This is a genomic window from Salipiger sp., assembly GCF_059781815.1.
Genome location: NZ_JBYNAH010000142.1, coordinates 1 through 13,504 on the forward strand (window position 1 = coordinate 1; position 13,504 = coordinate 13,504).

A 13,504-nucleotide genomic window follows, 5' to 3' on the forward strand; every position below is an offset into this window, starting at 1 on the left:
CGATACGCTGACGACCTGCCTCGCCACCCTCTGCTGTGGCGGCGAGAATCTGAATCCGTGATCAGAGTGGCCAAGCGGGGGGCAAACTGCCCGCCGCGTCTGAGGAATGCTCTTCTCCAGAAAAAGTACCTCGAATAGCTGAATGCAGCTTCGCTCTGAGGCTGCAGAAACTGAGATACAAAGGCGTCTAAGAAACGCGGGGCTATTCAGTCCAACTCCAGGCGTTCGCCACGCAGAGCCCGCCCACGCAGCTGGGTGAGATTCGCCTTCATGGAGGTTCCGTCAATGAGCACGACGCGTTCGGGCTGCGCCTGCATCGCCCGGATGCGGTGCGCAAACCAGTCCTTGCGCTGCTGTCTTACGTGTGCGCGGCGGCCACCAGCGACTTTTTTGTACGTACAACCGAACTGCGACAGCAGATTGGAAATCGAGGATTGGTGCACCGACCCCCCTTCAGCCTCGGCCAGCGCGTCGCACAATTCAAACAGCGTGATGTCGGGGTTTTACGTGACCAGTTCCTCAGACCTGGGTGCTTTGGGGAAATTTGGGAAATAGTGGGTCATCTCCCTCAAAAAAGTGCGTTCTTCTCACTCATATGGGTGAGGCGCACCTGACAGCTCTATGCCTACGGTGGAGCTTCGGCGGTTTCGAAGGACATTACATATCGATCGGATGGCAAGATGTATATAGATGGAACGGAAGGGGGCGATACCCTTAATGGTACTCGCCGGCATGACTATATCAACGCGCTGGCCGGGAGTGACCTGATCTACAGTTGGGGAGGGAACGACTACATAGCCGCTGGCGATGGAAGTGATTTCATCAATAGCGGTATCGGAAACGACTCGATATATGCCGGGTATGGCGACGATACGATTTTCAGCAGCAATGGGAATGATCTTGTCGACGGTTTTTTCGGAAACGATTTGATATATGATGACAATGGAGATGATACAATTTATGCGGGATCGGGGGATGACTATGTCTTTGCTGGCCGGGGTCAAGACCTCTACGATGGTGGCCCGGGAAACGACACGATAAACTATGACTACAGTAATGGAGGATGGGTTTTTGACCTTCAGGCTGGCAGCGCGGAAAGTCGAAGCGGCTCGACTGTAGAGCAAATGCTACGCTTCGATAATATCATAGGCAGCCTCGGATCGGACGTCATTTATGGTACGAGTGGTACAAATCTCCTCGACGGCATGGATGGCGACGATCTCGTGTACGGCCGATCTGGCACGGATACCATCCTTGGTAGGAAGGGTAATGATACGCTGTCTGGGGACGCTGGTGCTGATAGCATCAATGGCGGTTCCGGGGACGATTTCCTTATCGGAGGGGGTGGGAACGACATCCTCGTCGGAGGAGAGGGCAACGATCTTCTGACCGGAAACGAAGGGACGGATGTTTTCTACGGGGGCTCTGGACAAGACACTATCAGCTACCTGTACAGCGACGGGGGCTGGGAGATCGATCTGAGGTTTGGTCGCGCGTTAAGCAGGTCCGGTCCGACCGACGAGTCGTTTTCCAGCATAGAACACGTAACGGGGAGCGCTGGTGACGACCGGATATTCGGTACGTCCTCGGCGAATTTCCTGACCGGGCTTGGTGGAGATGACAGTATCTACGGGCTGGAAGGAAATGACGCGCTCCAGGGAAACTCAGGAGATGACACACTTCTGTCGGGCGCAGGATCAGATCTGCTTCACGGCGGGAGTGGGGATGACTTCCTGTTTGACCAGGAGGGCAGCAGCAGGCTCTACGGCAACTCGGGGAATGACACGATCCTGGCGGACGATGGCCAGGACGCCGTTTACGGAGGCCCGGGAAATGACAGCATTCTGGCCGGCGCAGGAGACGATACCGTTGAAAGTGGAGGGGGGACGGATACCGTATACGGCGGGAGTGGCAATGACATACTGCGCATGAATGGTTCGGGAGAGTGCTACGGGGGCACTGGAGACGATCTGGTCGTCACCCTATTTTCGCCGAATGGCATTCGAGATGGAGGGCTCGGACAAGATACGATCTGGTTCAGTGTGAGCGGCAACCGTCCTGAGGTTCTGCGTCTTGATATGGAGACCGGTGAGACGAACTACTCGGGAAATTCGGCTCTGAACTTTGAGGCTTTATACAGCGAGTTATCTCAGAACGAGATTTTTGGGACAGCGGGAGATAATCGCATAACCACTTTGGATGGTGATGACGTAATATATGGTCGCGACGGCGCCGATCGCATCCAGACTGGCGAGGGGGATGATCAAGTATATGGAGGGGCTGGAGATGATTCACTGTTTGCCGGTCCTGGAGACGATGTTATTTTCGGAGGAGCGGGCTCCGATAGTATCTACGGTGTTGCAGGGGATGACACCATTTTTGGAGGAGCAGGCGCTGACCTGATTTTGGGGGGAGGCGGGGCTGACGTCATGGAAGGAGGAGGCGGCGATGACCAATTCATTTTGTCTGGGGCCGAATATGGGGTTGGCACCGCCACTATACGCGACTTTTCTGGTGCCGGACTTGCCACGGGCGACGTCATAAATCTTGAGAACGTTGACGCTGACCAAACGCAGAGCGGCATTGATAGCTTCACCTTCTGGGGCGTTCTCGATGATGAACAAGGTTTAAGTTTCGGGGCAGGTTCACTTTGGCTCTTGGAGCTGAACGGAGAAACGGTCGTGAGAGCCTGCGTCAATAACGATGGCATCGCGGATCTTACAATTCGCATTGAAGATGGCGCTGTGCTAGCTTCCAGCTATATCGCGGAGGATTTTGTGCTCTGAGGGGCCGGACGGGCGATGATGATGGGTTGGGTAGCCCCTCCTGACGGAGCTTGTGCCAGATTGATCCATGAAGGATCAGGAGGAAAAGGCTATGAAGGAAGTCTCTATCATCGACGTTGACCTGGCGAAGTAGGTCTTTCATTTGCACGGAGCGACAGCAGCTGGCGAGGTCGTGTTTCGCAAGAAACTGTCGCGCAAGCTAGTTCCTAGCGTTCATGCAGATGCATCCGCTGTGCTTCTCGGCCTTCCCGAGCAACTCCTGCGGGCTCCGGCAACGCCGCCGGTGAGGGGAGAGCCGACAGCGGTGTCCGCGGATCTGGGTAGCGGTTTTCTGGCGGGAATCACGAGCCGCACTGCTGCCCGCCCGACCGACTGCGGACCATCATGTCATCCTCCGATCGAGTGAAGAACGCCCGCCGCCATGCCTTTAGGCTAGGGCCCGGTACCGCGTGGTTGCCGGAGCATGCTGGCGCCGCATCCCGCGCCCCGCGACGCCGCCGGATGGACCGGGCCATGGATGGTCTCGTCCGACCGGGCCGGGCCAGGATGCAGGTCCTTCGCGGCACCAGTCGCGCCCAATGCAAAAGGAGCAGGAACGTGAACGGTTTCATGTCACTTCTGGCAAGCTACTACCTGTGCGGGGCCGTCCTCGGGCAGGACACGCTGCCCCATGAGCTCGACCTTCGCTGCGCAGTCACGGTGGAAACGGTCGGGATTGCCTTTCTCTCCGAAGAGGAGCGCGATGCGATTGCCAGCATCGGCCTTGCTCAGGGGCCCATGATGCATGACGGCCTGCTGCGCTTCCAGGAATGGGAGGCGGACCATGCGGCACTGGTCGAAGCTTTCGAAGACGCGGCCCGAGCCATCGCGCTGACGATGCGGTAGTGGCGGCGCCGAGCCACCCGGCAGCAGGGCGCGTCAATGCCGGAGCTGGTCGATCCCCGTGACCAGGCGCGCCAGTTCAGGCTGGCGCGATACCCCGGTCTTGGCAAAGAGCGCTTTCAGCTGGCTGCGCACCGTGTTCAGCGTCACCTCGCGCTCGGCGGCGACCTGGGCCAGCGTCTGACCGTGGCCCAAAGCCACCGCGAGATCGGCCTCGGCGGGGCTGAGATCGAACAGCGAACGCAGCACCGCGTGGTGGCTGCAGGGCAACGCGGTTGCCGTCTGGATGGCGATCAGGCCGAGCCTCGCGCCCTGCGGCAGCCCCAGGCCGGACGCCCGGTCCTCGGTCAGCGGCGCCGCAAGCAGCCAGGCAGGGGCCGGGCTGCCGGCGCCCAAGGTGATGCTGCTGCCGCAGCCCTGCTCGATGCCGCATAGCAGGGCCTGCAGCCGGTCACGGTCCGCCGCCTCGCACGCGGCCAGGCGGCGGTGCGACAAAGCCAGATGCGGGACCGCGCGTAGCGCCTCCTCACCGGCGCGGTTGGCATGGACGATCCGTCCGGACGCCTCGGCGATCAGCACCGGCAAGGCCAGCAGGTCGAGCGCCTCCCGAAGTGCGCCGGCGCGGGACTGCTGGCACAGGACCGAGCGGCGCAGCGCCATGGCCCGGCGCAGATGCGGCGACAGGACCGCGGCGATCTCATGCATCTGCGCCTCGTGCGCCGGGTCACGCGCCTCGCGGAAGAGGGCCAGCGTCGAAATCTGCCGCTGGTCCCGGGCAAACAGAACGCCCAAGCAGCGATGCAGCCCGGCGGGCTTCCAGACCTCTTCGTATAGCGGATTTCCGCGCCATTCCTCGGGTCGGACAAGGTCGGTGCTGCAGATCGGCTGGCCTACCTGCACCAGGTGCGTCCGGTGGGCCAGGAGGTTGCAATGCATCAGCCGCGCCATCGGCGCATCGAACTCCGGATCGATGCCACTGCTCTCCTCAATGCCGCCACCGCCAATGTCGCGGTGGCAGAAGATCGCGCAGCGGCTGCGCGTGGTGCGGCGCAGCAGGTCCAGCGTACGGGGGATGGCGTTTTCGGCGAAGGCGATCTCGTAGATCTCGCCGATCACCCCATTCAGGTCGGGAGGGCCGGTCAGGCTGTCAAGATGATCCATGCCGTGTAGCCTTTCCCTGGCTTCGCCCGCGGGCGGCCAGTGCTGAAAGTGCAGAAAGAGACGGGACAAGGTCACCCCGACTCACATGTCCAAGCCGATCGGCATCCCCCGATCGGGGGATGTGCCCGACTCCATGGGCCATGATTACAAAAAATTGCGGCAAAAGAGAGATCGTGATGGACTTTTCGACTTCTGCGAGATGGGCGATGCGGCGGGCTATGACGTCGAAGGAGCCAATCCATTCGACCTAATCTGGGACATCGATAGCGGCCCTGGTGGCGCTGACAGCGGGCCCCTGCTCTGACAGCCCGCCCGGGAGGAGGACCCGACAAGTCAGCCGAAGGCCAGCCCCGCGCCGGGGCCGGCCGCCACACTAGCGGTCCCCCGGCATCGGCGCCCGGCCAGCAGGACGGCGAGACCTGCCTGGCGCGAAACCCCGGACTTGGACCGATCGCAACGCTGCCGCCCCTGCTGCATCGGAAGTTCCGCCGGTAGCCGAGTCGCATGCCGTATCACGCAACGCATCCCGCGATCGGGTGATGCCTTGCCGTCGCGCCGAATGCAGGCTTGTCCCGCCGATTGCAAACAAGGAGCAGGCCCATGGACTGTCCCAGCCTTCCGCGGGAAGCGGCCCCGTCCTCTGGCCATTCGCTCTGAGGCGCGGTGGGCCGTGGCCTCGCCGGGGCGACAGCGCGGCTGCGCGGACCTGGCGGCTGCTACAACACCGCGAACCTTCTCGCCCTGGCAGCCGGCATGAGTGCGCAATGCCTTGCCGCCACCGATGGCCGGGCGCAGTCGAAGGCGGCGGCCCTCCGGACCTATTTCTTCGGAGATCCCGGAGCCACATGGCTGACCGTCGCGGTTGCCCTCTTCCTCGCGGCAGGAGAGCTCTATCATCGCGCCTGGGCCGCAGCAGGGCCGCCCTCGCCGCGGCTGACGCAGTGGGGCGATCTTCTATCCGGAGTGGGTGCGCTGGCGCTTGCCCTGTCGCTGGCCAGCTACGGGAACCTCGTGCTCGCCATACTGTCGGGCCTGCTGCTCGCCGTCGGAAAGCTGGGCAATGCGGCTTGCTTTTCCAGCCCGTCGATCACTGCGGTGTTCCGCAGCGCCGCGCTGCTCAGCCGGATCTTCGTTCTGGCCACCCTGACGCCGATGCTCGCAGCTGCGGCCCTGCAGCCCGGTGACGCCGCGATGGCGCTAATTCACGCAGTTCGCACGCTGATCTGCTGCCGTGCTGACTACCTGCTGATGCGCCAAGCGTGACTGCGTCCCCGTCCACCGGGCCCGACGGGCGCTTTCCGGACGCACCGGCGCTGCAAGAGAAGATCGGCGCTGGCCCCACCACCGGCACCATCGTGACTTGCGGATCGTGATTGACCGCCTGCACCCTTGCGCTCAGACTGGCACGGATCGGTCGGGAGGCCAAACTCTACGACGGCTCCTGGGCGGAATGGGGAACCGGGCAGCTCGGCCCGATCAAGACCTGACACATATCGGCTTCGGCCGCGCTCGTCCTTCAGGTGGGCGCGGCACCGGGAATGGCCGTTTGTCCGGCCAGGTTCTGTGAAACATCATTATTCGTGTGCCTTTTTGGCCTCACATGTACCAAGAACTACAATCGGACACCCCTGAGGGGATCGAAGCGCCGAACGGCTTCCTCCAGGTCCACAGTCCCGGCGGCACGCCCGATCTGAGCGCGCCCGTCGCTCTGGAGCACAGCCTATTGCGGCTCGAAACCATCTCACCGAGCATCAAGCGCTTTCCGGTTTGCTATGCCGCGCATCGCGCCGTCGACGCAGCGCTTGCTCTGCATACGATACCGGATTGCGACGGAGGAGGAGGGCACTGCCACAGCTCGCCGAAGCGTTTGGCACCAGCCAGATGCCGATTCGCGAAGCGACAAACCGACTGGTGGCGGGAAAAGCGATGGAAGCCCCGCCGCGTCGCTCTCTACGTATTCCCGACGCGACCTTAGCGAGCTTGGAGACCCTGTTGCCCTTGCGTTTACTGCTCGAAAGGGAAGCTGCGAGGCTGCGTGAGCCGCCGTGTGGGAGAGACGGAGATGTCACCGCTCTCACGAGTGGTAGTTCATGATCTCGGGACGATATCAGCGGGAGGAGAGCCTTGTTGAAGCCACTCCCCGTCAAATTTCCCGCGGCCGGAGGTCGTGTATGGCGGATTCCGTGTTTTTCGGACATGAGTGACCTCGGCTAACCGGGCGACCCAGTCGCGGACGGTTTCATACGAAACCGTCTCGCCACGCTCCCCCAACAGATCTTCCACATCCCCCAGACTCTGTGCAGACCGATGGTAGGCCCAAACGGCACAACCAAAATCCCACTCCGCTGGAAAAGGAAGCCCTCGATCCGAGGCATGTCGGCGATATCGAACACGGCTGTGAGCTATCCCGCTGCGAAGTTAGCGACAACCTGACAAAGCCAGCGCGACTACCACGCGGCCTCGTAGATCGACCGGGCATCTCCCTCGCCGACCTCGCGCGGGTTGTTGACCAGAAGCCGCCCCTGCAGCATCGCGTCCCGCGCCATTCCCGAAAGCGCCTCACCAGGGATGCCCACATCGCGCAGCCGGCACGGCATCTCGAGATCGCGCGCCAGCTCTTCGAGCGCCGAGATTAGCGCGTCGCAGCGGACTTCGGTGCCCGCGATGGTCGCGAGCTCGGGAAAGGCATCGGCTGCGATCTCGGCATAGATCGTATGCGCCTCAGGCGCGTTGAACCGCAGCACATGCGGCAGCACCAGCGCGTTGGACAGCCCGTGCGGCACGTGAAAGCCGCTTCCGATCGGATAGGCCAGCGCGTGCACCGCGGCGACCGGCGAATTGGCAAAGGCCTGGCCAGCTAGCATCGACCCGAACAGCATCGCACCGCGCGCCTCGACATTGCCCGGCTCCGCCACCACGGTCCGGATGTTGGCGCCCAGCAGGCGCAGTGCCTCGCGGGCAAGCATCCTGCTCAGCGGGTTGTTGTTGGGGCTGGCCGAGGCGTAGCTCTCGATGGCGTGCACCATGGCATCGACGCCGGTGGCGGCGGTGATCTGCGCCGGAAGCCCGGTGGTGAGCAGAGGATCAAGCAGCGCGATGTCGGGCAGGATCACCGGTGACGAGACTCCGCGCTTCTCGACATCGCTCACCGTGAGGATCGAGACCGGGGTGACCTCCGAGCCCGTGCCCGCGGTGGTCGGCACCAGCACCAGTGGCAGGCGCGGCCCCTTGGCGTTGTCCACGCCCCAGGCCTCATCCAGCAGCTCTCCCGAGCCCAGCAGAAGTGCCACAACCTTGGCGACGTCGAGCGAGGATCCCCCGCCGAAGCCTACCACCCCGGTCACGCCGGCCGCCCGGCCGGCCTCTATCGCAGCCTTGAGAATTGGCAGCGTGGGATCGGGTTCGATGCGGTCGAAGATGGTGACCTCCGCGCCGCTCGCTGCGAGCGATGCCAGAGCGCCGTCGCACAGCCCGAGTTCTTGCAAGCCCGGATCGGTGACGAATAACACCCTCGCGCCCAGCAGGGCGCCCGGGATCACGCCGAGTTCGTCGGCCGCGCCCGGTCGAAAAACCACCGATTTCGTAGTATTGAACGTGAATCCTTGCATGCGTTTCCCCTTGTTCGGTCGCTGCCTCAGCCGTTTGCCTTGGCCTTCAGGATCGCCATCAGCATTTCGTCCCGCCACAGACGGCGCGCATCCAGATCCTCTTGCGGTAGCGCCTCCCGGCGTTCGGCATCCGCCCGCGCCACCGCCTCCGGACGCCAATTCCGGTCGGCGTCGCGCTGCGCGGCGAAGCCGGAGAACATCGCTCCAAGCCGCATCGCGTAGTCGGCGAGCCCCTGCGGCGCGTTCAGGTCGATGGTCTCGAACGGCCCCATGAAGGCCCAGCGGAGCCCCAGCCCGTCGCGCACCGTGCGGTCGATATCTTCAGCGCTGGCGTAGCCCCCGGCCAGCAGTGCGAAGGCCTCGTCGAGCAGGGCTCCCTGAAGCCGGTTGAGGACGAAACCCGGGATCTCGCGCGAGAGCGACACGGGCGACTGCCCCACCGCCTCCATGAGCGCGCGCACCTGTCCTGGCACGTCGCCATCGGTCCATGGCGTCGGTACGATCTCGACGATTGGCACAAGGTGGGGCGGATTGACCGGGTGAACCACCAGCATGCGGGCGCGGTTGGCGCAATCGCCAGGAAGTCCGAGCCGGGAAAGCCCGATGTCGAGGAGCCACACACCGCATGCGGCGCAAGGGCCGCCCCGATGGCGGCGCTGGTCTCGCGCTTCACGTCGATGCGCTCGAAGGTGGACTCTTGCACGTAATCGGCGCCACGCACCGCCTTTTCGAGGCTCGGCGCAAACCTTATACGCGCTAGCCATGCCTCGGGGTTGTCGCACAGACCGACCGCCGCCATGCCCGAGAGGGTTGCGGCAATCTGCGGCCGGATCTCCGCTTCCGCATCGAGGCGAGCATCGAAGATCCGGACCTGTCTACCGGCCCGGGCAAAGACGATGGCCCAGCCCTGCCCCACCAGCCCGGCTCCGATGATGGCGACGGTCGCAATTTCAGTCATCTGGTCGACTCCCTAACTCTGCAATCGCCCTTAGCCGGCAGCAAAGAGCCAGGGCTGGCGCTGACGATGCTGCGCCTCGAAGCGGCGGATCTCCTCCCTCTCCCGGTTGAGGATCACGTCAATCTCATCCCAACCCTCGGCAAATGCCTGCACTGCCCCGTCGGAGAGCTCAAGAGCTGCCACCGCGTAGCCATCGACGGTCAGGCTGCGGCCCGGCAGATCGACGCCAAAGCGCGCTCCGACCTCGGCTCGCTGTGCCAGCTCGTCACATTGCGCCGCCGGCAGGCGGACGCAGAGCAACCCGTTCTTGAGCGCGTTGCCGGCGAAGATGTCGCCGAAATCCGGCGCGATCACCACCCGGATACCCCAATCGACAAGGGCCCAAACCGCCTGCTCACGCGAGGAGCCGCAGCCAAAGCCCGACCCCGCGATCAGCACCTTGGCGTCGCGCAGTGCGGGATCGTTGAACGGATGCTCGGCCTGCATGGTGCCGTCGGGCGCATAGCGCCGGTCGCGGAACAGGCACTCGTCCATCCCATCTCGGTCGATCTTGAGCAGAAAGCGGGCGGGAAAGATGATGTCGGTGTCGATATTGGTCTCGGGCAGGGAAATCGCCTGCGACTCGACCCGGATCAGCGGGGCGCTCATGGTCGGGCCTCCAGTGTGCGTATGTCGGTGAGCGTGCCGGTGACGGCGGCGGCGGCGGCCATCGCCGGCGACACAAGATGCGTGCGCCCGCCACGGCCCTGCCGGCCCTCGAAGTTGCGGTTCGAGGTCGAGGCCGAGCGCTGGCCTGGCGCCAGCATGTCGCCGTTCATGGCGACGCACATCGAACAGCCTGCCTCGCGCCATTCGAACCCGGCCTCGGTAAACACACGGTCGAGCCCTTCGGCTTCTGCCGCCTGCTTGACCAGCCCTGAGCCCGGCACGACCAGCGCCCGTACGCCGGGCGCGACCCTGCGGCCGCGCAGCACCGCCGCAGCGGCCTGGAGGTCGGCGAGCCGACCGTTAGTACAAGAGCCGATGAAGACTGTGTCGATCGGCGTGCCGGCCACCGGCCGGCCCGCCTCGAGCCCCATGTAGCTAAGCGCCTTGCGGATGCGTCCCGCGCGCTGCGCATCGGAGAGGGTCTCAGGGTCAGGCAATGAAGCATCAATCGCGATGGCGTCCTCGGGCGAGGTGCCCCATGTGACGAAGGGCGCCACCGCAGTGGCATCGAGCATTACCTCGCGGTCGAAGCGCGCGTCAGGATCGCTCGGCAGGGTCCGCCAGTAGGCGACGGCGGCCTCCCAGTCGGCCCCCTCCGGCGCCATCGGTCGGCCCTTCAGCCAGTCGAAGGTGGTGTCGTCAGGCGCGATCAACGCAACCCGGGCCCCGGCCTCGATGGCCATATTGCACAGCGTCATGCGGGCCTCCATCGGCAGCGAGCGGATCGCCGCGCCCTGATACTCAATGGCATGCCCCGAGGCCCCGTTGGCCCCGATTTGCGCGATCAGCGCCAGCGCAAGATCCTTGGCAGTGACGCCGAGGGGCAGCGCCCCCTCGATCCGCACCACCATGGTGCGGGCACGGCGCTGCGCCAGTGCCTGCGCAGCCATCACGATACCGCATTCCGAGGCGCCGACTCCAAAGGCCAGTGCCCCGAAGGCGCCATGGGTCGAGGTGTGGCTGTCGCCACAGGCCAGCGTGATCCCCGGCAGGGTGAAGCCCTGCTCGGGCCCGACCACGTGTACGATGCCCTGCCGCCGGTCGAGCAGCGGGATGAAGGGAATGCCGTGACGGTCGACGTTCTCGACCAGACGCGCGGTCTGCGCCCGCGCCTGCGGGTCGGCGATCGGTCGGTCGCGATGCTGCGTCGGCACCGCGTGGTCCGGCACAGCGAGGTTTGCCGTCGGGCGGTGCGGGGTTAGTCCGCGTCGCTCCATCGCCACGAAGCTCTGCGGCGTCGACACCTCGTGGAGAAGGTGCCGATCCACATAGAGAAGCGTCGTGCCGTCCTCGCGCTCTCGCACGACATGGCTCTCCCAGAGCTTCTCGTATAGCGTGCGCGCCCTGTTGTCGCTGTTCGCCTCTGACATCAGACAGCCTCGGCCCATTCCTTTTCGAAGGACCAGATGTCCTCGAAGCCGAGCAGCTTGTTCATCTCGGCGAAGGAATAGAGGTCGATGTCGTCGCTGGTCATCCCGTTGGCGAGCAGATCCCCATAGGCTTTCTCCAGCGCCCGTGTCACCGCGAGGAAGCCCACCGCCGGGTGGATCGCGATGTCGTAGCCGAGCTCGGCCAGACGCTCGGCAGAGAGCAACGGCGTGCGCCCGCCATTGACCATGTTGGCAAAAAGAGGCGCCTTCACCGCTTCGGACACGGCGGCCATCTCAGCCTCGCTCTCTGGGCTCTCGATAAAGACCACGTCGGCGCCGGCCTCGGCATAAGCCTGACCGCGCGCGATTGCCTCGTCGATGCCCAGCGAGGTGCGGCTGTCGGTGCGGGCGATGATCAGGAAATCATCCGACTTGCGTGCCTTGGTGGCGACCTCGATCTTGCGTTGCATATCCGAGGTCGAGATCACCCGGCGAAACGGCGTGTGGCCGCATTTCTTGGGGAATTCCTGATCCTCCATCTGCATCGCGGTCACGCCGGCGGCCTCGTAGCCCTCGACGGTGGTTCGCACGTTGAGCAGCCCGCCATACCCGGTATCGGCATCGGCGATTACCGGCAGCTCGGTGCGCTTGCAGATCTGCGCCACACGCTCGAGCATGTCGCGATAGGTGGCGATTCCCGCATCGGGCACGCCGAGATACGAGGCGACGGTGCCGTAACCGGTAACGTAGAGCGCCTTGAAGTCCAACGAGTTCGCCATCAGTGCCGAGATCAGGTCGAACACGCCGGGGGCGACGACAAAATCCTTGGCGGCAATGGCTTGTTTCAGTCTGGGATCTGCCATGGGTCTGGTCCTTGCTTTTGTCAGGCGTCGCCGCGGCGCGGGTCGCCCTGTTGAGGGAATTGGGATGAGGATTTGCGGCGGGTCGACAGCCAGAACGACAGCGCCACGGCGCCGGCGATTAGCGCCAGAAGGGCCAGCGACATCGGCCGGGTTACCATCGGGCTTAGGCTGGAGCTGCCGAGCTGCCAGGTGCGCACAAGGTTGCCTTCCATCATCAGCCCCAGCAGCAGGCCGATGACCGTCGCGACCACCGAATAGTTATACCGCTTGAGCACGAGCCCCAGAAGCGAGAAGACAAGCAGCGTCACCGGTCCCGACATGCTCGAGGTGAGCGCGTAGGAGCCCAGCACGGTGCAGATTACGATCGGCGGCAGCAAGAAGCCAAGCGGCACCCGCACGAGGTAGACGATCAGGCGGATGAAGAGCAGCCCAATGATGCCGAGCATCACCGCCTGGATCAGATTGCCGGCGATGATCGCGTAGACCACGTCCTTTTGGTCGCTGATGAAGCGCGGCCCGCCAGTGATGTTGTGCATCGAGAAGGCCGAAAGCATGATCGCTGTCGCCGCGCTCGAGGGGATGCCGAGCGCCAGTAGCCCCACCATCGAGCCGCCTTCGGAGGACGAGTTGGCGGATTCCGCGGCAACGACACCGTTCGGGTTGCCCTTGCCGAAGCTGCCGGGATCCTTCGAGAACTGCCGGGTGATGGTGTAGCTGACGAGGTTGGCGATCGACGAGCCGATGCCGGGGATCACGCCCAGCCCGGAGCCGATCAGCGACCCGCGCGTCAGCGTCGGGAGGTAGTGCCGGATATCGAGGAAGCCGCTGCCGATCTCGCGGATCGACACGCTGCGCTTGTCCTGCGCCTCGACGAGGTAGTCGTGCTTGACCAGCCGGAACAGCTCCGAGGCCGCGAAAATGCCGATGATCGCCGCATTCGCGTCGATGCCGTCAAGCAGGTAGATCGACCCGAAGGTACCGCGCTCGATGCCGGCCGAGCTCATTCCGATCAGCGACAAAAGCACGCCGATGGCGCCGGCGACGACGGCACGGGCGAACCAGCCCTCGGTCATCAGCCCGATCAGCAGCAAGCCGATCACCGCGACCAGGAAAAGTTCGGACGGGCCGAGCCGCAGCACGAAGCCCGAGATCGGCTCAAGCACCACGA

12 protein-coding genes and 2 pseudogenes are annotated in these 13,504 nt (G+C 64.1%); 4 read left to right on the forward strand and 10 right to left on the reverse strand.

Annotation, left to right across the window (positions count from 1 at the left end):
* Nucleotides 1–206 precede the first annotated feature (206 nt).
* Nucleotides 207–479 (reverse strand): hypothetical protein, encoded by a 273-nt coding sequence (locus AC6RA4_RS16085; protein WP_500162032.1) that lies wholly within the window; start codon nt 477–479, stop codon nt 207–209.
* Nucleotides 480–680: 201 nt separating this feature from the next.
* Between AC6RA4_RS16085 and AC6RA4_RS16090 the strand changes: the two genes are divergently transcribed.
* Together AC6RA4_RS16090 and AC6RA4_RS16095 are read left to right on the forward strand one after the other, a co-directional pair.
* Nucleotides 681–2,786 (forward strand): calcium-binding protein, encoded by a 2,106-nt coding sequence (locus AC6RA4_RS16090; protein ID WP_500162035.1) that lies wholly within the window; start codon nt 681–683, stop codon nt 2,784–2,786.
* Nucleotides 2,787–3,383: 597 nt separating this feature from the next.
* The gene (locus AC6RA4_RS16095) at nt 3,384–3,671 is read left to right on the forward strand and encodes a hypothetical protein (RefSeq protein WP_500162037.1); all 288 of its coding nucleotides are present in this window, start codon (nt 3,384–3,386) and stop codon (nt 3,669–3,671) included.
* A 33-nt stretch (nt 3,672–3,704) separates the two neighbouring features.
* On the opposite strand, the gene AC6RA4_RS16100 is transcribed toward AC6RA4_RS16095, so the two are convergent.
* A complete protein-coding gene (locus AC6RA4_RS16100; protein ID WP_500162039.1) occupies nt 3,705–4,829 on the reverse strand; it encodes a helix-turn-helix transcriptional regulator in 1,125 nt (374 codons plus the stop codon).
* Nucleotides 4,830–4,914: 85 nt separating this feature from the next.
* Here AC6RA4_RS16100 and AC6RA4_RS16105 point away from each other — a divergent pair, with 85 nt between their 5' ends.
* Both AC6RA4_RS16105 and AC6RA4_RS16110 read left to right on the forward strand, forming a co-directional pair.
* Complete coding sequence (locus AC6RA4_RS16105) at nt 4,915–5,133, forward strand: hypothetical protein (protein WP_500162041.1); 219 nt, start codon at nt 4,915–4,917, stop codon at nt 5,131–5,133.
* A gap of 449 nt (nt 5,134–5,582) precedes the next feature.
* A complete protein-coding gene (locus tag AC6RA4_RS16110) occupies nt 5,583–6,092 on the forward strand; it encodes a hypothetical protein (protein WP_500162043.1) in 510 nt (169 codons plus the stop codon).
* 951 nt (nt 6,093–7,043) lie between these two features.
* Here the strand turns inward: AC6RA4_RS16110 and AC6RA4_RS16115 are convergent.
* The 8 genes and pseudogenes from AC6RA4_RS16115 to AC6RA4_RS16150 form a co-directional block, all read right to left on the reverse strand.
* Nucleotides 7,044–7,154, reverse strand: a pseudogene (locus AC6RA4_RS16115) (IS6 family transposase); the annotation flags it as partial.
* A gap of 122 nt (nt 7,155–7,276) precedes the next feature.
* Nucleotides 7,277–8,437 carry an iron-containing alcohol dehydrogenase gene (locus AC6RA4_RS16120; protein ID WP_500162045.1) on the reverse strand — a complete coding sequence of 387 codons (1,161 nt, stop codon included), beginning with the start codon at nt 8,435–8,437 and terminating at the stop codon, nt 7,277–7,279.
* 26 nt (nt 8,438–8,463) lie between these two features.
* A complete protein-coding gene (locus AC6RA4_RS16125; RefSeq protein WP_500162047.1) occupies nt 8,464–9,057 on the reverse strand; it encodes a 3-hydroxyacyl-CoA dehydrogenase family protein in 594 nt (197 codons plus the stop codon).
* 20 nt (nt 9,058–9,077) lie between these two features.
* Nucleotides 9,078–9,395, reverse strand: a pseudogene (locus AC6RA4_RS16130) (3-hydroxyacyl-CoA dehydrogenase NAD-binding domain-containing protein); the annotation flags it as partial.
* Nucleotides 9,396–9,425: 30 nt separating this feature from the next.
* Nucleotides 9,426–10,043 carry a 3-isopropylmalate dehydratase small subunit gene (gene leuD / locus AC6RA4_RS16135; protein ID WP_500162049.1) on the reverse strand — a complete coding sequence of 206 codons (618 nt, stop codon included), beginning with the start codon at nt 10,041–10,043 and terminating at the stop codon, nt 9,426–9,428.
* Entirely contained in the window at nt 10,040–11,473 is a 1,434-nt protein-coding gene (gene leuC / locus AC6RA4_RS16140; protein ID WP_500162051.1) for a 3-isopropylmalate dehydratase large subunit, read from the reverse strand. The genes leuD and leuC overlap by 4 nt, the downstream gene beginning before the upstream one ends.
* The gene (locus AC6RA4_RS16145; protein ID WP_500162053.1) at nt 11,473–12,336 is read right to left on the reverse strand and encodes an isocitrate lyase/PEP mutase family protein; all 864 of its coding nucleotides are present in this window, start codon (nt 12,334–12,336) and stop codon (nt 11,473–11,475) included. Before AC6RA4_RS16145 ends, leuC begins: the two co-directional genes overlap by 1 nt.
* Before the next feature lie 20 nt (nt 12,337–12,356).
* A partial coding sequence (locus AC6RA4_RS16150) for a tripartite tricarboxylate transporter permease (protein ID WP_500162055.1) occupies nt 12,357–13,504 on the reverse strand: 1,148 nt, incomplete at its 5' end.